This is a genomic window from Amygdalobacter indicium (assembly GCF_029101545.1).
GTDB lineage: Bacteria > Bacillota > Clostridia > Saccharofermentanales > Fastidiosipilaceae > Amygdalobacter > Amygdalobacter indicium.
Genome location: NZ_CP118866.1, coordinates 1,036,044 through 1,061,576, shown reverse-complemented (window position 1 = coordinate 1,061,576; position 25,533 = coordinate 1,036,044). Strand labels below are relative to the sequence as shown.

The following is a 25,533-nucleotide window of genomic DNA, read 5'->3' as shown; positions in this document are numbered from 1 at the left end:
CGATCAGATCAGGGAAGCAGCCAATCAATTGCCGTCAAACCGTGCTCCTGCAAAAACTTATTAGCCAGCTCGAAGTGGCCGCAACCGTGAAAACCGCGATAAACTGCCAAAGGACTGGGATGACTGGTACACAAAAACAAATGATCAGCCCGCTTAACTTCGGGCATCAGACTTTGAGCCTGCTTCCCCCAAAGCATAAAAACCAACGGTCGATTAACAGCATAAAGCTCCGCTAAAATATGACTTGTAAAAATCTCCCAGCCTTTATTTTGATGACTTAGAGGTTGATTTTCTCTGACCGTCAGAATCCGATTCAACAGGAACACGCCCTGCCGGGCCCAAGGTGTCAAATCGCCGCTTGACGGTGATTGCTTTTGTTCCTGAAAAATATTTTGCAAAGACGGTGGAATTTTCACACCCTTATTTACAGAAAAACTTAAACCCATAGCCTGATGCGGCTGATGATAAGGATCCTGGCCGACAATGACAACCTTGACTTTGTCGAAAGGGCACAAATTAAAACTGTTAAAAACCTTATCCGCCGGCGGGTAAACTGTATAATTAGCTCTTTCCGCTTTAACAAAAGCAGCTAAATCGGCAAAATAAGGTTGTTGCATTTCCTTGCTGATAATATCGAACCATTTATTGGACATCAGTATCGCCTCCGCTGAATTGTCGATTCAAATAATACAAGCTGCCTGTTGCTGCAGCTTCAAACCGACTTTTTCATAATAGCATGTGCTTGACCGATAAACAAATAAAGGGCACAAGTGCAATCTGGCAATAATATGAAATTCAATTTATAATATGACAGTAAATGTTCTCGTAGCTCAGCCGGATAGAGCGACCGCCTCCTAAGCGGTAGGCCGGGTGTTCGAATCACCTCGGGAACATTAAATTACTTAAATTTGCCCTGAGCGGCAAGAATTGATCAGCAGAATTGAAGCCCAAATAACCGGTTAAGTATCCGCTTTGCGCATTAAACTGCAGAACAAGGGAGAAAGAAATGAAAATTGGTATTGTCGGATTACCCAATGTCGGTAAAAGTACTTTATTTAACGCAATAACACAGGCAGGAGCAGAAGCGGCGAATTACCCGTTTTGTACAATTGAACCGAATATCGGTATTGTTAACGTGCCGGATGAACGTTTGGAACCGTTAGTCAAATTATATAATGCCGAAAAATGTACACCGGCGATAGTGGAATTTGTCGATATAGCCGGTTTGGTAGCCGGAGCCAGCAAAGGTGAAGGATTAGGTAATAAGTTTCTTTCACATATTCGTGAATGTGATGCGATTTTGCAGGTCGTTCGCTGCTTTGAAAATGAGAATATTGTACATGTAAACGGCAGCCCCGATCCGGCCCGAGACATTGATATTATTGAAACTGAACTTATACTTTCCGATATCGAATTTTTAACCAAGAGAATTGCCAAAATTGAGAAACTTTGCAAAGGCGGGAACAAAGAAGCCGCCAAAGAGTTGGATTTCCTGGAACGTTTACTTTCCTGGCTGAACGATAATCATTCGGCCCGCTCTTTTGTCAGTGATGAAAGTGAAGCTGATTATTGGCAGGAATTGTACTTATTGTCAGCCAAACCGATCTTGTTTGTCGCCAACGTAAGCGAAGATGATATTCATGCAACTGCAGAAAATAATAAATTTGTCAAAGCGGTAAGTGAACGTGCCAAGGCGGAAAAGGCGGAAGCTTTAGTTATTTCAGCTGAAATCGAAGCGGAAATTGCGTCTCTGCCGGACGAAGACAAAGCTATGTTCTTGGAAGATCTCGGTTTGAAGCAAAGCGGCTTGGCCAGAATTATCAAAGCCGGATATAAACTTTTGGGTTTAATGTCCTATTTGACAGCCGGACCGAAGGAAGTTCGTGCCTGGACTATTCCCATCGGTTGTACTGCCCCCAAAGCAGCGGGAAAAATTCACTCCGATTTTGAAAGAGGCTTCATTCGGGCTGAAGTTGTCAATTATGCCGATTTATTGGCTGCCGGATCTTTAGCTAAAGCTAAAGAAAAAGGTCTGGTCAGATCTGAAGGTAAAGAATACATTATGCGGGACGGCGATGTTGTTCTTTTCCGCTTCAATGTTTGATTTTATTAATATGACGGAACATAAAGGTGCTGCGCCGAAATACGGGCAGCATTTTTTTTGCCGCTTCGGTTCACCGTGACTTGTTGTTTTATTTCAGCGTGTAGCATAAAATTCTCAGGCAAATTTTCGCAAGTAAATTGAGAAAGCGATTCGAGGAATTAATTTGAATTTTTGAATAAAAATTCTACTGCCATGCACCTTATTATCCCCTATGCTGAAGACAGTTCCGTTCAAGCTCTTTGTTTTGGACGGAATGAATACAAAGATAGGAAGCTAATATGGGTCAGAGTCAACATGTCAATATTTTTAGTTTATTTCGCAATCATCAACAGGAACTGCAATTATGTAATATATCCGTTTGTTTAAGCGGCGGAATTAATGATTTTAGGATTATCGGCGGAGCGGACAGTACCGTCAAAGAAGCAAGATTACGAGTGAAGTTTGCTATCAGAGCAGCTGATTTTCGTTTCCCGTCCGGTAAGATTATTGTTAATTTAAGTCCGGTTGCGCAATTGAAACAGGGAAGTACATTTGATTTGCCTATTGCTTTAGCTATATTGGCTGCCAGTAAACAAATTGAATTGCCCTCTGTTTGTTTAAGTTACGGTGAATTAAGCTTGAGCGGTCAGGTAAATGATACCGGTGATTTGCTTTCTTATCGGCAATATGAGGCGGATAAGCAACAAATTAAGATTATATTGGATTACATTTATAAATTAGCCGACTTTCCTAAAATAAAATGCTATTTGCCGGCAGATATGAAGGAAGAATATTGGCAGAACATTAAAAATTGTGATTATTTCAGTATAAGTCAGTTAAAAGATTTACATAACTTATCCGCTGTCATTGCCAATAACGGGAATAATGCGAGCCTTGCCCGCAGCAGCATAAATCTGCCGGATTATCAGCAAGAAGAAATTGACAGTCGGCAAAGAAGTATGCTGCTTTCTTTAGAACGACAGGCACAAATTGCTTTGGATAATTATGTAGAATTGAAAAATATGGATTTCAGTAAACGCAGTTTGCATATAGCTTTAGCCGGCGGTCATCCTTTACTATTTATCGGTTCTAACGGTTCGGGTAAAACGGAATTATTACATAGTGCCGTTTATTTTTTAGAAAATGAGCTTAAACAGGTTTGGCAAACTTATAATCGGGAGTTGCGTGACTTGGAACAAATATTATTGGATGTCGGTTGCCTCAGCTTGCCCGGGCAGTTATGGAACGGTCAAAGGCAAAGCGGCAAATTGCTGAAATTTAAAAGCGGCTTGTTATTTCTCAGCGAACTTAATAAATTTCGCAGCAAAAGTCTTTTGTGTCTGGAAGAATTTTGGCAAAGAAATCTCACCTATACAGGTGATAATAATTTTACAGATACATCCGCTGTACCGTCAGACGTCCACTTACAACCTTTCTGTCAGCTCTTATGTGACATGAATCCCTGCCCTTGCGGCAACTTGTTCGAACCGTGGCTAGCCGCCTGTCACTGTTCGGAATATCGGGTTAAACAATTTAATCAGCACATAGGCGGAGCCTTGTGGGATCGTTTGAGTATGATTTGCCTTGTACGCCGGGAAGAATTACCTGTACTTAATATTCTGCCGCCGAATTCCTTAGCTGAAGCTGTTGATGACAAGACGGCACTTAATAAGTCAAAACACGATAAAATTCTGCTGGCGGAAAAGATGCGGGATAATATTCAAAAGTGTCGTAACTTTCAAAGAGAACGTAATTATTCTTTGTGTCACAGATATTGTTTGAATGCGCAATTGAATTTGGCAGAACTGAGCAAAATACAGGTTTTGACAACAGAAATGCAGGATTTTATCAACACAATGCATTATGCGCGTCACCTTTCATTTCGACGCTTACTGTACTTACGAGCGCTGGCTTTAACTTTAGCCGATTTTCAGGGACGAGAATGTAACATACAGAATTTTATTGAAGCGGCGGCATATATTGAAATACCGGAGGAAATACAACGTGAATGCGCTTAATGTGATTAATAGCAATCCTGATTGGAATTTACAAGCGGCAGCCGATGAATTACATTGCCTGAATTTTGTTGCCGGTACATATCTTTGCCTTTTAGCACAAGTATTACAAATATCTCGGCGTAATTTAACAATATTAATCAAAAATTGTCCGGATATGCGCCCGGCAAAAGCGGAACTTCTGCAAAATTGGTGCTTACGTTTTACCGATTCGGTTCTGCTTTATTATGAAGCGGAATGGCAAAAAAGAGCGACATTCAGTCGGCTTAATTTACTTTACAAAGCGAAAGAACGATTTGCTGCAGCTGAAACTATTTTTCATTATATTATTCGTATTCTGAACAATAACAGCAGCTATTTGACGGCAGACTTACATTTTGTTATGGATTTTGAACCTACTTTTCCGCCGCTGTTAAAAGAAATTTCAGCAGCACCGGCGTGTATTTTCTACGCGGGTAATATAACGAGTTTACATAGTACAGTGCCGGGATTGGCGATAGTAGGTTCAAGGAAAATGACACCCTACGGCGAGAGGGTTATTAAAGAGCTGATAACGTATCTGTCATTTTATAAAATTAATATTGTCAGCGGTTTGGCATACGGCTGTGATATTACGGCGCACCGCTATACTTTAGCGGCTAATTTGACGCCGATAGCCGTTTTGCCTAACGGTTGCGGGGAGTGCTATCCCGTAAAACACCGGGATATTTTACAGGAAATCATTTTACGGGGAGCGGCTATCAGTGAATTTTTGCCATGGGAAAAGGCTAAACCGCAATATTTTGCTGCCCGCAATCGCTTAATAAGCGGACTGTGCCAAGTGACTTTAATTGTTGAGGCGGCCAAAAGCAGCGGCAGCTTAATTACGGCTAATTTTGCTTCGGATCAGGGAAGAGAAGTTTTAGCAGTCCCGGGAGCTGTAAATCAAGCTTTCAGTTGTGGCTGTAACAATCTGATAGCCGAAGGCTGTCCGCCTTATTTATCGCCCGAGTCATTATTGGAACATTTACAGGCAAGTTGTCGCTATACATCGTATAAATTGGAAATGAAAATACAAAATAAAATTGTTGTTGAGCCGCAAGAAAAAAACGCGCCGGCAGAGGCGGATGAAAAATTGTTTGCCGACAAATTAGCAGCTGAAATTCAGCAAAAATTACAATTAAACAACGGTATGGTACAGGAGGAGTTGTATCGGGTCTGTTCGCAAACACAAAAAATTAATTTGGAGGACTTTTTGATAACATTAGAGAAAATGAAACTGACAGGTAAGATAAAAATGACGGGATTACGCTATTATCTCACTTAGAGCGCCTGCGACATGAGTTTTTTGCGAAAAAATTCGGCGTAACAACCTTAAAGTCATGACAAAACTCGCTAATGGTGATAAATTATCTTCGTCTATTTGTCAAATATACTGAATTAATGGTAGTATGCTGCTTTAGGATTAATTGCTGCACGTAATGAGGATAAGAACATGGGAAAAAAGTTGTTAATTGTAGAGTCACCCGCCAAAGCCAAAACTATTAATCGTTATTTGGGCGATGAATATGTTATAGCTGCTTCCGTAGGCCATATTCGTGATTTGCCGTCTATGAGCTTGGGCGTAGATATTAAGCACGATTTTAAACCGCGTTATATCAATATGCGCGGCAAAGAAAAAGTTATCAGCGACCTGAAATCTAAAGCCGAAAAAGCCGATTGCGTTTTTATTGCTACCGACCCTGATCGGGAAGGAGAAGCTATCGGTTGGCATTTGGAGAAAGTCTTAAATATTGAAGAACAGGCGCCGGTTCGAGTAACGTTCAATGAAATTACTCAAAATGCGGTAAGACAGGCCGTACAAAAGCCACGGACCTTAAATGTTAATCTGGTTAATGCTCAACAGGCCAGACGCATACTGGACAGATTGGTAGGTTATGAATTAAGTCCGGTTTTATGGCAAAAAATACGTAAAGGTTTGTCTGCAGGTAGAGTACAATCCGTAGCAACTAAAATTTTAGTTGACAAAGAGCGGGAAATTGCCGCTTTTGTACCGGAAGAATATTGGTTGATTACCGGAGAATTCGTTAATGGGAGCGGGAATGCTTTGACGGCGGAATATTACGGAAAATCCTTAAACGGCAAGCAGGTCAAAGATAAATTGGCCGATGAATCGGCAGCTTTAGCTGTATTTAACGATTTGCAGGGCAAAAAAGCCGAAGTTGTTGCAATCAAAAAAGGTGAGCGTAAACGTCAGCCTTCGCCACCTTATACAACTTCCACCTTACAACAGGAAGCTTCCTGGCGTTTAGGCTTCAGTTCCTCAAGGACCATGAAAGTAGCACAACAACTGTATGAAGGCGTTGAAATTAAAGGTATCGGTCAGACTTCATTAATAAGTTACATTCGTACCGACTCGGTGCGGATATCGGAGGAAGCTTTAAGTGCGGCACGTAATCTGATTGCAAGCGAATTCGGTGAAGCAGCTTTACCCGCCAAACCTAATTATTACAAAAACAAAGGTGCCAGCCAGGATGCCCATGAGGCTATCAGGCCGACTCATTTTGAATTGACACCGGAAAAAGTACAATCAGGTTTAACAAATGAGCAATTTCAGCTTTATAAAATGATATTTCAAAAGTTTTTGGCATCACAAATGTTGCCGGCCCTTTATTCTACAGAAAAATTAGATATTGCGGTAAATGACACGTATATATTCAAGGCTAAGGGTGAAAGATTGTTGAAAGAAGGCTTTTTAGCGGCATTCAACAGTCGCAATGTGGAAGAGAATCAGACTGAAGGAGTAAAAGACAATCTTTTGCCGGCTTTAACTGAAGGAGAAGAACTGAATATTCGTAAATTAAAAAAGGAGCAAAAATTTACCGCTCCGCCTAAACGCTATACAGAAGCTTCTTTGATTAAATTAATGGAAGAAAAAGGTATCGGCAGACCTTCAACTTATGCGCCGACGATCAGAACAATTATGGATAGAGGTTACGCCGAAAAGGTAGAGCGCAATCTGCAGCCGACAGAATTAGGCACGGTCGTTACATCTTTTTTAGAAAGTAATTTTGCTAAAATCGTGGATATTTCTTTCACTAAAGAGATGGAAGATGATTTGGATCAGGTAGAAGCGGGCAAAAAAGATTATGTGCAGGTTTTGCGAGAATTTTACGCACCTTTCAGCCGGGATATTGAGAACGCGAAGGAAAATTTGGCGAAAGTTGAACTTGCCGTCAAGAAAACAGGAGAAAAATGTCCGGAATGTCAAAAAGGAGATTTGGTTTACAAAGACGGCAGATTCGGACAATTTATCGCTTGCGAACGCTTCCCGGAATGTCAATATACCCACAATGTATACACTAAAACAGCTGCTTTGTGTCCTTTGTGTTCATCACCTGTAATTTCCATGAAATCACATAAGCGGCGAAAAATATTCTATGTTTGCGATAAATCGCTTGACCCCAATTGTGCGTTTATCAGCTGGAATTTACCGCTTGCCGAAAAATGTGAACTTTGCGGGGCATATAAGGAAGAAAGAATTTATCGTCGGCAAAAGAGCGTGATATGCTCCAACGAAAATTGTCCTTCTCGTGCCAAGAAAAATAAAAAAGCTCAGTCCGAAGTTAATGAAACTTCCGAAACTGATGCAACTGAAAATAAAAAGACAACAGCGCGAGAAAAAAAGCCGAAAACTAAGACGAAAACTAAAGCCAAAACTGCTAAGAGTGAAAAAGATGAAAAAGAGAAATCAGAGGCTGACGAATGAGTGAAGTAATTATCTACGGCGGCGGTTTAGCCGGATGTGAAGCAGCTTTAACTTTGGCTGAACTGGGAGTTACAGTAGACTTGATCGAAGAAAAGTTTACTTCGCCGAAAGTTGTTTATACAAGCAATTATTTGGCGGAACTTGTTTGTTCCAATTCTTTGAAAGCCAAAAGACCGTATGTAGCCTCCGGCATGCTTAAAGCGGAAGCGACGGCCTTAGGCTCAAGATTATTGGAAATTGCCCAAAATTGCCAAGTGGAAGCAGGCGGGGCTTTAGCTGTTGATCGTACGGCTTTTTCAGCTGCAGTAACTGAAGCGATAAAACAGGAAAAACTGATTAATTTACGTTCTGAAAAAGCAACAGAACTTACAGAACATGATTATCAAATAGTAGCGACCGGTCCGCTGAGTGACGGAAAATTTTTAGATAATTTGCAGCTTTCGTTGAAAAAAGCGGGCAACGATACAGCACAGGCGTATTTCTTTGACGCTCAGGCACCCTTAGTTGAAAAAGATTCGCTGGACATGGAACGAGCCTTTTACATGTCACGGTACGAAAGAGGTGAAGCGGCCTACCTAAATTGTCCGATGACTAAAGAAGAGTATGATATCTTCTATGATGCTTTAGTCAATGCTGAAAGGGCAGAGGTGCACGACTTTGAAAAGAAATTGTTGTTTCAAGGTTGTATGCCGGTAGAACAGATAGCTTTGACCGGTTATAAGTCTTTGCTGTTCGGGCCGCTCAAACCGGTAGGCTTAATTGACCCGCATACCGGCAAAAGACCGTATGCCTGTGTGCAATTAAGACAGGATAATTCTGCACGGACTTTATATAACATGGTCGGCTTTCAAACGCAGTTGAAATGGTCGGAACAAAAACGGGTATTCTCTTTGATCCCGGCGTTAAAACAAGCTGAATTTTCCCGTTACGGAGTAATGCATCGTAATACTTATCTGCATAGTCCGGCTTTTTTGCAGCCTGATTTATCAACTAAGAATTTGCCTTACCTCTTTTTTGCCGGGCAAATAACGGGGATGGAAGGTTATGTTCCGGCAATAAGCTCCGGTATTTGGGCGGCAATTTCGGTTTATATGCGTTTACAGGGCAAAAAAAATCCGCCATTACCGCCTGTAACGATGTTGGGATCTTTGATTTCTTATGTTACGCATGAGCAGAAAGATTTCCAACCGATGACGGCAAATATGGGAATCTTGCCGGCGCTTGCTCAAACTTATCGGGATAAGAAACTTAAGGGCATGTCTTATTCCGCTTTGAGTTTGGAGCACTTAAGCAAATATTTGCAAGAAGAAATTCAACCGTATTTTCCGGCAAATTCAAGTATGGCCAAGCGACAGAATTGTGCATTGGCTGCCTGGAAAAAAGCTTTGGTGGCAGAAAGAGAAGCAGGGACAGCGGAATAAAAGCGTTGATATACATACGGTGTTTATGAAGTTGCGCTATAATAAAGTACTATTCTTAAGTAAAACTTAATTAGGATATAGAAGGTTAATGTTGGAAGAACCGAGGAAATTAGTGTGAAAACAAGTGATTTTGCCTATGATTTACCGTTGGAATTGATTGCACAAAGCCCGACGGAAAGGCGTGATGAGTCAAGACTTCTGGTAGTGGATGACTTGAATGAACTGCGTGACAGCCATTTTTATAATTTACCGGAATTTTTACGTCCGGGAGATACGTTGGTCTTGAATGATACGAAGGTAATGCCGGCCAGATTGATAGGAACGCGTGCAGGCATGCAAAGGCCGGTAGAAGTCCTGCTTCTCAAACGTATTAATGCCACTGACTGGCAATGCCTTGTTAATCCCGGCCGGCGCTTGAAAGTAGGTAGTAAAATTACTTTTCTTCCGGGAGAATTAAGTGCCGAAATTTTGGATTACAGTGATGACGGCTCCAGAATTGTCCATTTTGAATTTCAGGGAGTCTGGGAAGAAATATTGGATAAAGCAGGAACTATGCCGCTGCCTCCTTATATTCACGAGAAATTAAAGGATCAGAATCGTTATCAGACTGTTTATGCTAAAGAAGAAGGTTCCGCTGCAGCTCCGACTGCCGGTTTGCATTTTACCAAAGAATTATTGCAAAAATTGGCAGATATGGATATTTTACCGGTTTATTTGACTTTGCATGTCGGTTTAGGTACATTCAGACCGGTCAAAGTTGAAAATGTGGAAGAGCATCATATGCATACGGAATATTACGTTATGCCGGAAAAAACTGCCGAAATTATTAATGCCCGTAAGGCAGCCGGCGGCAGAACTATTGCTGTCGGAACCACATCCTGTCGGGTGTTGGAAACAGTTGCCGATGAACAGGGCAAAGTACGGGCCCAACACGGAGATACAAGTATTTTTATTTATCCCGGATATCGTTTCAAAATTGTTGACGGGATGATTACCAACTTCCATCTGCCGGAATCGACTTTGATGATGCTGGTATCGGCTTTGGCCGGAAAAGCGGAAATTTTCGCAGCATATGATCATGCTATTAAAGAACGTTATCGCTTTTATAGTTTCGGTGATGCAATGTTGATTCATCGTCAGGACATGCACGATTTTAAAAATAAATAAACATTGAGAGGTAATGATGCTGAGCAAAGATCTGACAACACAGGAATTAGCTGAAAAATATCCCGTATGGTTCGAGTTGCAACATGTTTGCCGTCAAAGCGGCGCTCGTGCAGGTATCTTGCATACTCCGCACGGAGATATAGAAACGCCGACTTTTATGCCGGTAGGTACGCAGGCGACAGTGAAATGTATGGCACCGGAAGAAATATGGAATATGGGGTCACGTATTATACTTGCCAACACCTACCATCTGTGGATGCGCCCGGGCGAAGATATTGTACAGGCAGCAGGCGGTTTACATAAGTTTATGAATTGGAAAGGTGCCATTTTAACTGATAGCGGCGGCTTCCAAGTCTGGAGCTTGAGCGATTTACGCCATATAAAAGAAGAAGGCGTTTATTTCCGCTCGGAATTGGACGGATCGGCTCAGTTTCTGTCGCCGGAAAAAGCTATCACGATTGAAAATAAATTGGGAGCCGATATAATAATGGCTTTTGATGAGTGTGCGCCGTATGATGCCGACCGAGCTTATATAGAAGATTCCATGGAGCGAACTGCAAGGTGGCTGGAGCGATGTGTCAAGGCCCATCAGAACCCGCAGAAACAGGCTTTGTTCGGTATTATTCAAGGCGGAATGTTTGCCGATTTGAGAGTACAGGCTGCTAAAGAAATTACAGCTTTTGACTTACCCGGTTATTCTATCGGAGGTTTAAGTATCGGTGAACCGCCGGCTTTGATGAATGCTATGCTCGATGCCGTCAGACCTTATTTGCCTGAAAATAAGCCGCATTATCTCATGGGAGTCGGTACGCCGGATTATATTTTGGAAGGAACTTTACGCGGTATAGATATGTTCGACTGTGTTTTACCTACAAGAATAGGACGTAACGGTTCGGCTTTAACGTGGCATGGTCGGGAAATTATCAGAGATGCGAAAAATGCAGCCGCATTTGAGCCTATTGAAGTTGATTGTAATTGTTATGCCTGTAAAAATTATACCCGTGCTTATATTCGCCATTTGTTGAAATGCCGGGAAATTTTCGGCTTGAGGCTCATGTCGTGGCATAATCTGCAATTCCTGCAGAATTTTACCGCCAAGTTACGGGCGGCGATTTTTGCCGATGCGGCGCTCGACTTCAGAACGGAATTTTACAGCAATTCCAATTACGGCGATAAACAAGGTTTTACCAAAAACAGATGATTACCGCTATTAACGGTAGCTGCCGCCGCTCGAGTCACAAAAATGCTGTTATGTTTACTTGCTAGTGCAAGTCATTTCAGCTAAAATATAGTAAATAGTTTGATCAAGGGGTTTTTGTTTATGCTTAATGCTGCACGGAATGTTGTTTTGGCCGCAGAATCGCCGATGGGCGGGACGCTCGCTACGGTTGCTTTCAGCGTTATTATGTTGGTTGTTCTTTATGTGGTGATGATTTTACCGCAAAGACGATCGGAGAAACGACAGAAGTTGGAGCGTTCCAAGCTGAAAGTCGGAGATCAGGTTATTACAATCGGCGGCTTAGTCGGTAAAATCGTTAATATTAAAGACGATGATATCACTATTGCCAGCAGCGTCGCCCAAACTATGGTGACATTTCGGCGTGATGCCATAAATCTTATGCAACAGCCGACCACAGCTCAAGCGGCCAAGTCCGAGAAGAAAAAGTAAGTTGAGGAGGCTGTAGAATGACACATTTTACCATGATTAGTAAGGGTTCAACCAAGCTTTATGCTGTAGGTGCAGCTTGCGGCGAATGCCAAACTTCATGTCAGTCGGCATGTAAGACAAGTTGTACGGTAGGTAACCAACCTTGTGAACGTATTGCCGAATAATAAAAACGGTAATTGTAAGAACTTTTCAAAGAGCCGTTTTGCGGCTCTTTCTTTTCACAGTAAGGAGCTCATAAGGAAGCTTTTTGCTGATTGTTATTTGAAATATTATATTTTATGCCGGTAAGGCTGAGGAGAGAACATGTTACATTGTTTTGAAATGCAGGGAGATAAGCTCGTATATGATGCTGAAACCCAAGCTTTGGTTTGTTGTGATGAGTACGCCTGGGTATTATTAAAGGCGGTAGCGGAGTTGGTAAATTGCAACAATCCTCCGACCTTAGCCGAGGATGAACGACATTTGCTGGCAGTAATGAATAACTTGAATAAAGATGAACTGGAAAAATGCTGGCAGGAACTTTTGCCTTTTATTGAAAGCGGTCATATCGGCGCCAAGACGGCGGAAATTAAGCCTGAACAACTTTATCCGGCTGCGCCGAAAATTAAATCCATGTGTCTGCACGTCAGCCACGACTGTAATTTGCGCTGTCAATATTGCTTTGCTTCCTGCGGCGATTATGCTACCGGCCATCGGGATATGTTATCTTTTGAAACAGGTAAAAAAGCGGTTGATTTTTTGATTAAGGCTTCAGGTCCGCGTCGTAATTTGGATATAGACTTTTTCGGCGGTGAACCGTTGATGAACTGGAAAGTTCTCAAAGCTTTGACTTTGTACTGTGAAGAAGAAGGTCCGAAGCATAATAAAAAGATTCGTATGACGGTAACCACCAACGCTTTATTGCTTAATGACGAACGAACAAAATTCATTAATGAGCACATGAAGAATTGCGTGCTTTCAATTGACGGTCGCCCGGAAATTCAGGACAGATTGCGCCCGGCTGTCGGCGGACACGGTTCGTATGCCCATGTTATGCCGAAAATTAAAAAGTTCGTACAGGATCGCGGCAATAAAGAGTATTATGTGCGCGGTACTTTTACGCATTACAACACCGACTTCAGCGAAGATGTGAAGCATTTGGCCAACTTGGATTTGCGTCAGATCAGTATGGAACCTGTTGTAGCTAAACCGACGGATGATTTCCGCCTGCGCAACAGTGATATCCCGAAAATCCTGGATGAATACGAAAAATTGGCAGTTCACTATCAAAACACCAAAAACGGTGAGCATCCTTATCGTTTCTTCCATTTCAACGTGCAGCTTGAAGGCGGTGCCTGTGCTTTCAAACGTTATAAAGGCTGCGGCGTCGGAACTGAGTATATTGCCGTAACACCTAACGGAACTATCTATCCCTGCCACCAATTTGTGGGAGAAGAAGAATACATAATGGGCAATGTGAATGATACGGAACCGGATGAGCTTGACAAAAAAGTACAGGCAAAATTCAAAGACCTTTTTACGCTTAATTCCAAAGAGTGTTTAGGTTGTTGGTCACGTTATCATTGCGGCGGCGGTTGTCCGGCCAATAACTGGCACCAGAACAGCGATTTACATAAGAACTATAAAATAGGTTGCATTATGGAACAGAAACGCTTGGAATGTTCTTTGTGGATTAAAGCTAAAGAACGCGGCGGCTTGCAGGCTACCATTCAGCCGGATATTGCCGATGTAGCAGTTTGCGGCAGCGGTTGCGGTGGCGGTTGTGATACGGAAAGTGCAGCCGGTCCGCATTGTTGATATTCCCACGCAGCCGGCAGATGGGGGTTATTGTACCTTTTAACGAGGAGTTTAACGGTGGTGGAATACACGAAAGATGATATATATCAGCAAGTAAAAGATCAGATTGACATTGTCGATTTGGTCAGTGAATATGTCAGCTTGCAAAAAAAAAGTTCGAACAATTACTTCGGTATTTGTCCTTTTCATCACGAGAAAACTCCTTCGTTCAGTGTTTCGGCGACCAAGCAGATATATTATTGCTTCGGTTGCCACAAAGGCGGCGATTGTGTAGCGTTTATCCGGGACATAGAACATTTGGAGTGGAAGGAAGCTTTGGAGTTTTTAGCCAAGCGTTTACACATTGATTGGCAAGCTTCGTCGTCTCGTAGAAATACTAAAGAACAGGAACATTATCAGGAACAGAAAAGACAATTCCTGCTGGCTAATTCGGCGGCAAAATTTTATTATGCGGCTTTAAGAAGTCCGGCTGCTGCCGAGATGGTTAATTATTTGCGTACAAGAGAGTTGAGTGCGACAGCTTGCGGAAATTACGGCTTGGGCGCAGCTTTGGATCAACGTGATTTGCTGGTAAAATATTTACAAAAATCGGGATTCAGCGAAAAGGAAATGCTGGCTTCCGGTTTGGTGCGGATTAAGAACAACAGTTTATATGATCTTTTTCGTCGACGTTTAATTTTTCCGATCATGGATCGCTATGGCCGGGTAATTGCTTTCGGTGGACGGGTACTTGATGACAGCAAGCCGAAGTATATTAATTCGCCTGAAACGCCTATATATACTAAAGGTGAGCATTTGTACGCTTATAATTTTGCTAAGAAATTTAATGCGCCTGAAATTCTGGTTGTAGAAGGTTATATGGATGCTATAAGCCTATTAAGTCGCGGTTACCATAATGTTGTAGCCTGTCTGGGTACGGCCCTTACACATAAACAGGTGCGTTTATTAAAGCTTTTGGACAGACAGGTGATAATGTGCCTGGACAGCGATGCTGCCGGACAAAAAGCGACATATTTGAGTCTGCAACGCCTGGAGTTACAAGGATTAAGCCCTAAAGTCTTAAAAGTTAAGCAGGCTAAAGATCCGGATGAATTTGTGAAAAAGTTTGGGATTGAGGCTTTTAACAATTTAATTTTACAGGCGGAACCGGCTTTGAACTGGCGCTTAAATACGGCTTTCGCTCAAGCCGAACAGGCTGACGGTTCTTTTGATGAGTCGGTATTTTTTCAGGCAGCTATCAGAATTTTGGCAGCAATTAACAGTCCTTTGGAATATGCCAGAGCTTTGAAGGAAGTTTGTAAGTTAGTTGCCTCTTATGATGAGTCGACGATTGCCGATGAAGTGAAATATTATAAGAATACTCAGGAATTTCAACAGTATCAGCGCAGTTTACGTTATGAAACTCGAGAAATGGAAAGACCTGAAGCAGCTAAAGTAATTTTACCGGAAGTTAAGCAACAGCCTCCGGTTAATGAGCCGAGTATGGCTATTCCGCCGGCCTTTGTTAATATTTTATGGTTGCTTTGCAATGATAATTCACTTTATCAAAATTTTGCGGCGGCGATTGATAATTGTTTGCAGAATGTCAAAGAGATACAAGCACTTTGGCTTCAATGCCGGCAAGCTTTAATGAAAAATACTTTTGATGCTCCGACTTTACTTAATATTTTAAGTAATTCAGCTGTTTCGTTGAAGGATAAAGATCAAATCACTCGTTTGTTTTTGCAGGAATCTTCGATAAAAGACAGTAAGCTGAGCCAAGAGAGCTTAAGCCACAATTTATCGGAATTACAACGATATGAATTAAAACGACGAATTAATTATATTTCCTGGCGTTTGCGTAATGATGATTTCAGCTCCGAAGCGGAAAAAGATAAGTTACGGCAGCAATATCAAAGTTTGAGCCGCAAATTCTGGGAATTGAAACGTTGATATATTGTGATATACGATGCGACGGACAGCGACCTATTGCCGGATACCGTCAAGAAATAAGCAAAATAAATAAAAACCGGGATTGTGGTATAATTAACCATGTATGTTTATAGGCAAATATAAGCGTAAACAAATAGCGAAAGCAGGTGCTTTATGGTGAAAAAAACAACAACTGTAAGTTCAGAGAATGATAAGACACAAAATGAGGAGAACTTGGTTGATAACAAGAAAAAATCAGCTTCCAAGGCTACCAAGTCTGCTAAAGTTACAAAATCAAGCGTAAAAACTGCTAAGAAAAGCAAAAACGAAAAAAATGCGAAAATAGAGGAAGAAGATACAGAAGCCCTGTTGGATGACGATTATTCCGCAGATGACAAAACCAATGAGGAAGAAGAACCGGAATTTGACGGCAATATTACAGATGAGGATGCTGATGTCGATACCGACATAGACTTTAATTCGCTTTCCAACATAGATGATACGGTGATGCGGGGAGAAGACGATGAGGATTTGTTGGAAGCAACGGATGACGAACGTAAAAAAGCTTTGTTGGCTTGTAAACATTTAGCCAGTCATGATGCCAAAGCGACAATTTTGGAAAATTTGACCGAAATTGCTAAAAATAATGATAATCACGTTTCGATGCGTGAAATCAATGAGCAAATCGAATTATATGAGTTGGAACCGGAAGACAGTGAAGCTTTGCTGGAAGAATTGAACGAACGCAATATTGAAATTAGCGAAGAAGATGCGGATATCGAAGATCTGGAAGAAGACGACAAAGACAAATCTGCTATTTACGATATTATCGGCGTTGATGATCCGGTGCGTATGTATTTGAAAGAAATCGGCAAAGTCGATTTGTTGACCGCTGAAGGCGAAAAAGAGTTAGCTCAGAGGATGCAGGAAGGCGATATTGAAGCCAGAGATCATCTGTGTGAGGCAAATTTACGCCTGGTTGTATCAATTGCGAAACGTTATGTCGGTCGAGGTATGAGTTTCCTGGACTTGATTCAGGAAGGTAACCTCGGTCTGTTAAAAGCTGTTGAGAAGTTCGATTATACCAAGGGCTTTAAGTTCAGTACATATGCAACTTGGTGGATCCGTCAGGCGATTACTCGTGCTATTGCCGATCAGGCTCGTACTATTCGTATTCCTGTGCATATGGTAGAAACTATTAATAAGTTGGTTCGGGCTCAAAGAACTTTGCTGCAGGAGCTGGGTAGAGAACCGGAAGTGGAGGAATTGGCTAAAGTCCTTGAAATTAAAGAGGATAAAGTTCGTGAAATTATGAAAATTTCGCAAGAGCCTGTATCGTTGGAGAAACCGATCGGTGAAGAGGAAGACAGCCATTTGGGTGATTTCATTCCCGACGATGATGCACCTTCACCGGAACATCAGACGGCATTTTCCCTGTTGAAAGAGCAATTGGGTGAAGTATTATCGACATTAACTCCGAGAGAAGAAAAAGTTTTGCGCCTCCGTTTCGGTTTGGATGACGGTAGAACCAGAACTCTGGAGGAAGTCGGCAAAGAATTTGATGTTACAAGAGAACGCATTCGTCAAATAGAAGCTAAAGCTTTACGTAAATTGCGCCATCCCAATCGCTCCAAACATTTACGGGGCTATATGGATTGATTGTAAATATATGGCGTTGAATAGGCATTTGGATCCGCGCTTGGATTTAATCGTGCAAATCTTAAGGCTCTTACCGAGTACCGGTTTGCACGATTTGGCGTGTGATCACGGCTTGGTGGCAGCTGCTTATGCTTCTTATTTTCCGCATAAGTCGGTATATGCTTCCGATATTGCTGCTCAACCGTTAAGACGTGCCGACGATTTAATAGCTCAGTTGCACTTAACTAATGTCAAGTGCTTTTTATCGGACGGCATAAAAGAACATAGCAATTTGCAGAATTATGACAGCGTAGTTATCGCCGGGCTGAGCGGAGAAAGTATTTGGCGCATTTTAGCAGCAGATCCCAGAATAGCAGCCGATGACTACCATGAACGTACGCCTTTATTTATTATTGCGCAACCGATGCAGCTGAATGCTAAACTGAAATTAGCTTTATGGCTGCATGATTTTGCCGTTTTGGGCGAAGTTTTGGTGGAAGACAAAGGACGAGTACAGGAAATAATATTAATCGTAAATCAACCGTACCGAGCTTTGGATTTGCAGCAAATTCCTCTTTCAGATTTGCGCAAGTTTTACATAGAACGTACCGGTGGAACAATTTTGGACGATAAAAATTTTTGGGAGAAATTATCAAGATGGCAAGCTAATTTACCTCCACATTCACCGATTCACACTGATTTACAGTTAATATGGCGGGAAGCAATTGCTCTGACTGAGAGTGAAAGAAAAAATAAAGAATGGAGCTACTTGTTATCTTTACTTGCCCTCGGTTTACAAGCCGACATCACTTTTGCTGCGAAAAAAGCTGCGCCGGAAAGTCTGCCGGTAATTTCTCGGCGAGAATTGGCCGCTTGTTCATGTGCCGGCAAGAGAAAATATGCCGCCTTGCTGTTACGCTTTTATGAAACAAAATATCGCTATTTAAGTACTAAAGTTTGTCACGCCCCGAGAGAAGAGCAAGCTTTCTGGCAGAGTATATTTCGTTCTTTTAGTGATTAAAGAGCCTATATTTTTGGATAAAATGTACAATGATATTCGCTAAAATATATAAAGATATTTGATTGACAACTTGAAAGACGTTATATAAAATAAAATTATAAATTATCGCATTTTATTTGACAGTTTGATAAGGAGTAGATAAAATGAAACGCCTATTCAGTTCGTTAGTGAGTGTGTTATTATTTGCAACTACGCTTTCCTGCCAAAATAAAGCAAAAATCAGTCGCCAAAATTTTTGTACAGCGGAGAATATAAAATTTCAACAATTTACGCAGAAGACTGAAGACGATGTTAAGAATAAACTTAAAGCTTATACTTTAACATTACCCGAAGGGGCGGAAGCAAGCGATTATTGTTTATTTGATGATAAGTTATATTATGTTTTAGATTATGCTTCTATACTGACTGATCAAAGCGGTAAAGGCAAAAAGGTGGACTTTGTTGACAAATATCAAACCACTATTCGTTGTTATAACCTCATAAGTAAAGAAGATACTTTACTTTATACTGCCTCAGGTTCGGAATATATGGCAATAAAAAAGTTGCAGGTAAGCGAGAAGTATTTGCTGTTCAGCACTTATCGCCGAAGTAGTGCAAGTCGCAATGCTCCCGAGCAAGGCGAACAACTCAATTTATTATCTTTAGAAAAATCGGATAAACCTGTGCTTGTTTTTCCCGGCACCGATAATAAAGAATTTGATTATAAACTCACAGCATATTTAGTAAATGACACAATATACATAAAGGCTGATAAATACAGATTCGATAGCATCTCTTATTTAGAGACATGTTTCTATAAATTCTATGTTAAGCAGGAACGTCTGACAAAAATTGCTGTAACTAATAAAAATATCATGCAAGGATATTTAATTGATACTGAAGTTTTGCCGCCTATTAAGTTAGCTAACCCCGAAAATCCGGATAGTTCGTTAATTATACCGAGAAGCAAATTAACACTTGAAACATTAGAGCACGAAAACAAAATAGAAGTTCAAGTACCTTATGAGCTTAAATTATCACAAATTCAAATTAATCAGGATTTTACGGTTTGGCACAGCGTAGACAGTTTATGGATTTTACAAAATAAACCTTTACATTTAATGCGTTTAAGAGCTCAATCAGTAGAAAGTAATCAAGAGAAGCATAACATCAGTGAGTATAAATTAGGAAATAATCTATTATTAGTGCTGCGAAATAATAAGCTGACACTTTATAATCTGTCAACCGAAACTTATCATAATTTAAAATTACCGGAATTAAAGACTGAGCCGGCGGAAATATATACATTGCACAGTAATAATCAGTTCTTTTATCTTGTCGGATACAACAAAAAACGCTCAATATTGCGAATTTTCACTTTAGATTTTAGAAATTCCAAGACCCGGAAGGAATAAAATTTTGTTTTACTATATTCCAGAGTTACGGTAATAAATGTTGACGATATCACATTACTTGATTATTATTAATTTCATTGAATTTACCGTGAGGTTAGTGAGTATGAGTAAGCAAATTACAGCAGAAAATATCAGAAACAGCGTCAGAGAAAATAATATTAGATTTTTGCGCTTGGCATTTACTGATATTAACGGAACAATGAAAAACGTCGAAGTCCCGACAAGTCAATTGGAAAAGGTTTTGACTAATGAGATTCGTTTCGACGGTTCATCAATTGACGGTTTTGTGAGAATCGAAGAAAGTGATATGGTATTGTATCCTGATTTGTCGACATGGATAGTTATGCCGTGGCAGGATGGAGCATCAGGCAAAATCGGTCGTTTGACCTGCAGTGTGCATAATGTTGACGGAACACCTTTTGCAGGCGATCCGCGTAACAATCTTCAACGTGTTTTGGCTGAAATGCGAGAATTCGGTTACAGTGATTTTGATATCGGCTTTGAAGCTGAATTTCACTTATTCAAATTGAATGAAAACGGTAATTGGACGACAGAAGCTTGTGACCATGCGTCTTATTTCGATATGACAGACAGTGATGAAGGTGCCAAGTGCCGGAGAGAAATTGTTGAAACTCTGGAAGACATGGACTTTGAAGTTGAGGCTGCTCACCATGAAGTAGGTAACGGTCAACAAGAAATAGATTTCAAATTCGATGATGCTTTAACCACTGCCGATAGAGTACAGTTATTCAAATTGGTTGTTCGGACAGTAGCGAAAAAACACGGATTATGTGCCACGTTCATGGCTAAACCGCTTCAAGGTGAAGCAGGTAACGGTATGCATACCAATATGTCTTTATTCCAAGGCGGCAAGAACGTTTTTTACGATGCTGCGGCTGAAAACGGGCTTTCGGATACCGCTTTGTATTTCTTAAACGGCATATTGACGCATGCTCGGGCGATAACAGCTGTCGGTAATCCTACAGTTAATTCATATAAACGTCTAATTCCCGGATTTGAAGCACCTGTGTATATTTCCTGGTCTTTGAAAAATCGTTCACCTTTGGTCCGTATACCTTCAGCCGGTGAACTGACAACAAGGTTGGAATTACGTTCGGCCGATCCGACAGCCAACCCCTATTTGTTGCTGGCTGCAACATTAAAAGCCGGTTTGGACGGAATTAAACAGGCCAAAATGCCGATGCCTCCTATCAGCGGCAATGTTTTCGAAATGACGGAAACTGAACGACTGGCCGCCGGAATTCAACCTTTACCGTCAACTTTACATAATGCAATCAAAGCTTTTAAGGAAGACAAATTGATCCAGGAAGCCTTAGGTGAGCATTTGACTCGGCGCTTTATCGAGTCGAAAGAGTTGGAATGGGCCAAATATACACAGAGTGTTTCCCGTTGGGAATTAGAACACTATATTGACTATTAAATGGTTGGATGGATTTAAGCCAATAAATCAGCAAAGCGCTATTACAAGCGACTTTGCTTTTTTTTGCGTAACTTAATTTGCTGCAACTTGCTGCAACTGTTTAATGCGGCGAATTTATTTTGAATTTTTGTACGAAAATTCGGCTTTACCTTGTCCTTGCCTCTGTTAAACTTGCTTCATAAGCAAATTTGCAGGCTGACGGCGACTTACTATCTTAACTTGCTCGTTGCATAAAAAGAGGCTAAGAAGGACACGGGAAGCAGTCGCATCGAAGGAAGAAGCATTCAGCCAAGCACCTTGAAATTTATAGAAAGATACTTATGCGGGTACTTACATAATAGGAAATTTAATGACGTCGAAATATGAAAAAAAGCTACTTGAAAGTAAGTAGCTTAAATGCGGTCGACAAGACTCGAACTTGCAAGGATGTTACTCCACAGCGACCTCAACGCTGCGCGTCTACCAATTTCGCCACGACCGCAAAACTGTAATAACAGAATAATAAATGTTTTTTCGGACTTCGTCAATATGATTTGCTTTTTATTTTTACTGTTATAAGGCACCCGAGATTTCGACTGATATAATATTTTTGCTCAATCAGACATTAACCTTTATAATTATTAGCTGTATTTCATCGCTTCGACAATATGATACTGAAAATCGGTTGAAGCGAAACAGGAGAGATTATGGAAAATTTCAATATAGAAAATTATAAATTGGAACTTGAGAAAAGAGCATACAGCGCTTGGAATATATCGCCTAAATTAGTAGAAGAAGCGTTACATGTAGAAAAAGATTTAGCAGCGAGTTTTGCCAGAATAGAATCAAACAAAATATTCAATCAACTTAAAGTGTTAAAGGCAATGCAGAAATATAAATTTGCTGAAACTGATTTTGCTGCTACCACCGGTTACGGTTACAATGACTCGGGGAGAGAAAAAATTGAAAAGATTTATGCTGAGGTTTTCGGAGCGGAGAAGGCTTTAGTACGTTTAAGTATCAGCGCCGGAACCCAAGCTATAGCTGTAGCTTTATATGCCTGTCTGCGGCCGGGTGATGAAATGCTCGCAGCTTTCGGCAAGCCGTATGATACATTGGACAGTGTTATCGGTATAGGTGATGATAGTGCGGCCGATGCAGGTTCACTTAAAGATTTCGGGGTAAGCTATCGGCAAGTTGAATTAACAGCGGACGGCAAACCTGATATTCCGGCTATTTTAGCTAATATTAATGATAAAACTAAATTAGTTCATTTGCAGCGTTCGCGCGGTTATCAAAGACGCAATGCTTTTACAATCAGTGAGTTGGAACCGGTAATTAGAGCAATAAAAAAATATAAGCCTGAAGTTATAGTTTTTGTCGATAATTGTTACGGCGAATTTACGGAAATTATGGAGCCGACGCAAGTAGGCGCTGATTTGATAGCCGGATCATTAATTAAGAATCCCGGCGGCAGCTTGGCACCTTCCGGCGGATATGTTGCCGGCAGAGGGGACTTGGTGGAAAAGGCACAATGTCGTTTGACAGCTCCCGGAATTGGCGGAGAAGTAGGCCCGAGTCTGGGTTATAATCGTAATATTATCCAGGGATTCTATTTTGCCCCGCATGTTGTAGCAGAGTGCTTGAAAGGCTTGGAGTTTTCGGCATTATGGTTTTCGCGGCATAATGTTATTTCACAACCTGAAGCTTTGGGTATACGCTCAGATATTGTGCAATTATTGGAATTCAATGATGCTGAAAGTTTGATTAAATTTTGTCAGTCAATTCAGGCAGCTTCACCGATTGACAGCCATTTTAAGCCGGTACCGTGGGCTATGCCCGGATATGATGCCGATGTGATTATGGCTTGCGGTGCTTTTGTTCAAGGTTCTTCTTTGGAATTAAGTGCTGACGGCCCGATAAAAGCACCTTATACTGCTTATATGCAGGGAGGAGTTGTTTATGAAAATGTTAAACTTGCAGCTTTGTTGGCGACGCAGGAATTACAAAATACATGATTATTTCAGCTTTCTTAAGCAAGTTGCAGCAGAATAATGTTATACTTAACATATTTAATTGATGATTTGAGTGATAGGGATGGCAGGTAAAAAATTTAGTTTAAGCAATTTACTACCGGTAAAGCATCTGGCGGACAATTTGAGTAAAAAGTTGAGTAAAAAACAACAACAAATTGCTGAAAATGTAGAAAAGCAGGATGAGGCCAGGTTGGATAACTATTATTATGAGCAAAGCGGCAACAGCAGCTTTGCTTTGCTGCGCCAACGCATGAAAAATAATAATTCTTTCGCCAATTTGGAGAAAGAATTTCAGCAGGGAATGCAGGCTATAACGACCGATGACCCGAATTTTGCATATCACAAAAGTAATTTAGCAAACTTGAAAAACAGGAGAAATTCAGGCGGCGCGTCCATGCCTGCGCCTTTGCAAAATGGACCTTTCGCAGATGAACGGATTTTAATGCCGGACGGGACATTAAAGAGCGAACGAAAGAACTTGACTTCTACTAATAAAAAGTTAAAAATAACGGGCTTATTGGCTGCTGTCGGAACTGCTTTAAATAAAAGAAATAAATCCGGTAAACATAAGGCGGAAATGCCGTTGATAAAATCGCTTTCTTTTTTCAAAAAAAGAAAAGCGGCAAATAATAAACGTACTTCCGCTGTTAAAGATACTTATCCGGCGTATAATCCTCAGTCTGTGATGCAAAAATACAATGTTGCAGAACAGAGACCGGAGCAGAAGCAGCTGAAGAAGCTGCAACAGGCGAAAAAAGAATCTTTTCTGCATAATTTTTATGAGATAGTTTTGGGAACTTTGATCAGTCTTTTGCCTTCATTTAATAAAAAAGACCGTATAGGATCCGCAGTAACAAATGACATTAATAAGAAAAATTTAGAACAAATTAATCGTGATTTGGATGTTTCCATTGCTAAATTACAGAAGCAGGAAAAAAGACGCAGACGTATAACTGTTTTTTGTTTCACTTGCAGTTTGTTGTTGCTGACTTTGGCAGTTGCCGGAGTTATTATGCAACAAACAAGGGCTAAAATTCATTTGTATATATTGAAGAACGGCGATTTGGAACAAAAATATTCGTCTTTCGGCTTTGTTGCGCGGGAAGAGCGAGTTTTGTATGCTCCTGTTGCCGGCGAATTGCAGGCGATTAAAGCTGAAGGCAGTTTGGTAGCTGCCGAACAGGAAGTTGCCAATATAGTGACAGTTGATATCAGTGATATTAAGAGTAAGAATGATAATATTGAACAGCAAATTTCAGAACAGATTTTAACTATGTTGAAACAAGGACGAAATTTGCAGGCGAATCAGTTATTCAGTAAATCCGACAGCTCCATGTTGCCGACAATTAATCTTTTACGGCATGATTTAAGTCATAATGTTTTGTCGCATCTCAATACATACGTTTATAATTTACAACCATTGATGCAGGAACGGAATTTTTCATTGAAACAAATGAATTTGGCTGATCCGGTGATTGAAAATTTACGTACGGAGCAAAAAGTTTTGGCGCATGAACTTAAAGAAAAAGCCAGAATAATTGAAACTCCGACAGCCGGATTGATTTCCTATAAGATTAATCCACTGGCTATTGACGTTAACACGGAAACAATTCAAAGTATGAGTTATGATCAGTTTATAAATTATTATAATGCTGCGAAACCTTCAGTTTCGACTAACGGGACGAAGATTAAAGAAAAGTTGCCCATTATTCGTTTGATTGACACGCGTTACCAGTATTTTCTTTTGCAGGTTGCCAATGCTAAAACCAGCGATTTTACTGTAAATAATAATTATAAATTGGAAGTAGCCGGTTTAGGTCAAGTTATCGAAAAGTGTAATCTTCTGCGCGTTACACCGGATGCTTCGGGTGTTCTGTTACTTTTGAAGTGTGATAGAAATGTTGAAAGTCTGCTTGATAAAGTAGCAATCAAAGCTAATTTGATTAAAGCGACACATAGTGGCTTGATTATTCCTAAAGCAGCTTTACTTTATGATAATGTTAATCGTGAAAGTACAGCTTATATTTATGTGGTCAAGGCAGGATTCATTGAGAAAGAACAAGTCAGAGTCTTGGAGAGCAATGAACAAAATGCTATTATTCAAGGACTGAATGAAAAAGAAACGGTAATTAAGGACGGAGCAATTATTGTGTTGAATCCGCGCCAGGTAAAAGCCGGGCAACAAGTAACATAATTAGCAGTATAAATACAAA

Annotated in this window: 18 protein-coding genes and 2 tRNA genes; 18 read left to right on the top strand and 2 right to left on the bottom strand. The window is 40.8% G+C overall.

Annotated features, from left to right (window positions below; genetic code table 11):
* Positions 1-8: 8 nt before the first annotated feature.
* The gene (gene ung, locus PYS60_RS04425; RefSeq protein ID WP_315568002.1) at positions 9-653 is read right to left on the bottom strand and encodes a uracil-DNA glycosylase; all 645 of its coding nucleotides are present in this window, start codon (positions 651-653) and stop codon (positions 9-11) included.
* 166 nt (positions 654-819) lie between these two features.
* On the opposite strand from ung, the gene PYS60_RS04420 reads away from it, so the two are divergent.
* The 16 genes from PYS60_RS04420 (at position 820) to glnA (ending at position 21,305) form a co-directional block, all read left to right on the top strand.
* A tRNA-Arg gene (locus PYS60_RS04420) sits at positions 820-893 on the top strand.
* A 113-nt stretch (positions 894-1,006) separates the two neighbouring features.
* The gene (gene ychF, locus PYS60_RS04415) at positions 1,007-2,104 is read left to right on the top strand and encodes a redox-regulated ATPase YchF (protein WP_315568000.1); all 1,098 of its coding nucleotides are present in this window, start codon (positions 1,007-1,009) and stop codon (positions 2,102-2,104) included.
* A 278-nt stretch (positions 2,105-2,382) separates the two neighbouring features.
* On the top strand, positions 2,383-4,101 hold the full coding sequence (locus PYS60_RS04410; protein WP_315567999.1) for a magnesium chelatase domain-containing protein: 1,719 nt from the start codon (positions 2,383-2,385) through the stop codon (positions 4,099-4,101).
* On the top strand, positions 4,088-5,404 hold the full coding sequence (gene dprA / locus PYS60_RS04405; RefSeq protein ID WP_315567998.1) for a DNA-processing protein DprA: 1,317 nt from the start codon (positions 4,088-4,090) through the stop codon (positions 5,402-5,404). Before PYS60_RS04410 ends, dprA begins: the two co-directional genes overlap by 14 nt.
* A gap of 168 nt (positions 5,405-5,572) precedes the next feature.
* Positions 5,573-7,846, top strand: coding sequence for a type I DNA topoisomerase (gene topA, locus PYS60_RS04400; RefSeq protein ID WP_315567996.1), 2,274 nt, complete (start codon positions 5,573-5,575; stop codon positions 7,844-7,846).
* On the top strand, positions 7,843-9,267 hold the full coding sequence (trmFO, locus tag PYS60_RS04395) for a methylenetetrahydrofolate--tRNA-(uracil(54)-C(5))-methyltransferase (FADH(2)-oxidizing) TrmFO (RefSeq protein ID WP_315567995.1): 1,425 nt from the start codon (positions 7,843-7,845) through the stop codon (positions 9,265-9,267). Before topA ends, trmFO begins: the two co-directional genes overlap by 4 nt.
* 114 nt (positions 9,268-9,381) lie before the next feature.
* A complete protein-coding gene (gene queA, locus PYS60_RS04390) occupies positions 9,382-10,434 on the top strand; it encodes a tRNA preQ1(34) S-adenosylmethionine ribosyltransferase-isomerase QueA (RefSeq protein WP_315567994.1) in 1,053 nt (350 codons plus the stop codon).
* Positions 10,435-10,447: 13 nt separating this feature from the next.
* Positions 10,448-11,635: a tRNA guanosine(34) transglycosylase Tgt gene (gene tgt, locus PYS60_RS04385; protein ID WP_315567993.1), complete on the top strand. Its 1,188-nt coding sequence runs from the start codon at positions 10,448-10,450 to the stop codon at positions 11,633-11,635.
* A gap of 120 nt (positions 11,636-11,755) precedes the next feature.
* Positions 11,756-12,103, top strand: coding sequence for a preprotein translocase subunit YajC (gene yajC, locus PYS60_RS04380; protein WP_315567991.1), 348 nt, complete (start codon positions 11,756-11,758; stop codon positions 12,101-12,103).
* Between the two features lie 17 nt (positions 12,104-12,120).
* Positions 12,121-12,267, top strand: a complete 147-nt coding sequence (gene scfA / locus PYS60_RS04375) for a six-cysteine ranthipeptide SCIFF (RefSeq protein ID WP_315567990.1) — start codon at positions 12,121-12,123, stop codon at positions 12,265-12,267.
* Between the two features lie 139 nt (positions 12,268-12,406).
* Positions 12,407-13,900, top strand: a complete 1,494-nt coding sequence (gene scfB, locus PYS60_RS04370; RefSeq protein WP_315567989.1) for a thioether cross-link-forming SCIFF peptide maturase — start codon at positions 12,407-12,409, stop codon at positions 13,898-13,900.
* A gap of 60 nt (positions 13,901-13,960) precedes the next feature.
* Entirely contained in the window at positions 13,961-15,832 is a 1,872-nt protein-coding gene (gene dnaG / locus PYS60_RS04365; protein ID WP_315567987.1) for a DNA primase, read from the top strand.
* 486 nt (positions 15,833-16,318) lie between these two features.
* Complete coding sequence (gene rpoD, locus PYS60_RS04360; protein ID WP_390866556.1) at positions 16,319-17,470, top strand: RNA polymerase sigma factor RpoD; 1,152 nt, start codon at positions 16,319-16,321, stop codon at positions 17,468-17,470.
* Between the two features lie 10 nt (positions 17,471-17,480).
* Positions 17,481-18,470 carry a tRNA (adenine(22)-N(1))-methyltransferase TrmK gene (locus tag PYS60_RS04355; protein ID WP_315567985.1) on the top strand — a complete coding sequence of 330 codons (990 nt, stop codon included), beginning with the start codon at positions 17,481-17,483 and terminating at the stop codon, positions 18,468-18,470.
* A gap of 143 nt (positions 18,471-18,613) precedes the next feature.
* Entirely contained in the window at positions 18,614-19,864 is a 1,251-nt protein-coding gene (locus tag PYS60_RS04350; protein WP_315567983.1) for a hypothetical protein, read from the top strand.
* A gap of 103 nt (positions 19,865-19,967) precedes the next feature.
* The gene (gene glnA, locus PYS60_RS04345; RefSeq protein ID WP_315567982.1) at positions 19,968-21,305 is read left to right on the top strand and encodes a type I glutamate--ammonia ligase; all 1,338 of its coding nucleotides are present in this window, start codon (positions 19,968-19,970) and stop codon (positions 21,303-21,305) included.
* Positions 21,306-21,702: 397 nt separating this feature from the next.
* Here the strand turns inward: glnA and PYS60_RS04340 are convergent.
* A tRNA-Leu gene (locus PYS60_RS04340) sits at positions 21,703-21,786 on the bottom strand.
* A 235-nt stretch (positions 21,787-22,021) separates the two neighbouring features.
* Here PYS60_RS04340 and PYS60_RS04335 point away from each other — a divergent pair.
* Together PYS60_RS04335 and PYS60_RS04330 are read left to right on the top strand one after the other, a co-directional pair.
* On the top strand, positions 22,022-23,302 hold the full coding sequence (locus PYS60_RS04335; protein ID WP_390866555.1) for a methionine gamma-lyase family protein: 1,281 nt from the start codon (positions 22,022-22,024) through the stop codon (positions 23,300-23,302).
* A 79-nt stretch (positions 23,303-23,381) separates the two neighbouring features.
* Positions 23,382-25,514, top strand: coding sequence for an HlyD family efflux transporter periplasmic adaptor subunit (locus PYS60_RS04330; RefSeq protein WP_315567978.1), 2,133 nt, complete (start codon positions 23,382-23,384; stop codon positions 25,512-25,514).
* Positions 25,515-25,533: the final 19 nt, after the last annotated feature.

What these genes read in the sequence shown, in the direction of transcription:
- ychF (WP_315568000.1), top strand. Translation starts at nt 1,007, where the DNA reads ATGAAAATTGGTATTGTCGGATTACCCAATGTCGGTAAAAGTACTTTA.
- PYS60_RS04350 (WP_315567983.1), top strand. Translation starts at nt 18,614, where the DNA reads ATGAAACGCCTATTCAGTTCGTTAGTGAGTGTGTTATTATTTGCAACT.
- rpoD (WP_390866556.1), top strand. Translation starts at nt 16,319, where the DNA reads ATGCGGGGAGAAGACGATGAGGATTTGTTGGAAGCAACGGATGACGAA.
- scfA (WP_315567990.1), top strand. Translation starts at nt 12,121, where the DNA reads ATGACACATTTTACCATGATTAGTAAGGGTTCAACCAAGCTTTATGCT.
- topA (WP_315567996.1), top strand. Translation starts at nt 5,573, where the DNA reads ATGGGAAAAAAGTTGTTAATTGTAGAGTCACCCGCCAAAGCCAAAACT.
- yajC (WP_315567991.1), top strand. Translation starts at nt 11,756, where the DNA reads ATGCTTAATGCTGCACGGAATGTTGTTTTGGCCGCAGAATCGCCGATG.
- ung (WP_315568002.1), bottom strand. Translation starts at nt 653, where the DNA reads ATGTCCAATAAATGGTTCGATATTATCAGCAAGGAAATGCAACAACCT.
- scfB (WP_315567989.1), top strand. Translation starts at nt 12,407, where the DNA reads ATGTTACATTGTTTTGAAATGCAGGGAGATAAGCTCGTATATGATGCT.
- glnA (WP_315567982.1), top strand. Translation starts at nt 19,968, where the DNA reads ATGAGTAAGCAAATTACAGCAGAAAATATCAGAAACAGCGTCAGAGAA.
- trmFO (WP_315567995.1), top strand. Translation starts at nt 7,843, where the DNA reads ATGAGTGAAGTAATTATCTACGGCGGCGGTTTAGCCGGATGTGAAGCA.
- PYS60_RS04410 (WP_315567999.1), top strand. Translation starts at nt 2,383, where the DNA reads ATGGGTCAGAGTCAACATGTCAATATTTTTAGTTTATTTCGCAATCAT.
- PYS60_RS04330 (WP_315567978.1), top strand. Translation starts at nt 23,382, where the DNA reads ATGGCAGGTAAAAAATTTAGTTTAAGCAATTTACTACCGGTAAAGCAT.
- PYS60_RS04355 (WP_315567985.1), top strand. Translation starts at nt 17,481, where the DNA reads ATGGCGTTGAATAGGCATTTGGATCCGCGCTTGGATTTAATCGTGCAA.
- tgt (WP_315567993.1), top strand. Translation starts at nt 10,448, where the DNA reads ATGATGCTGAGCAAAGATCTGACAACACAGGAATTAGCTGAAAAATAT.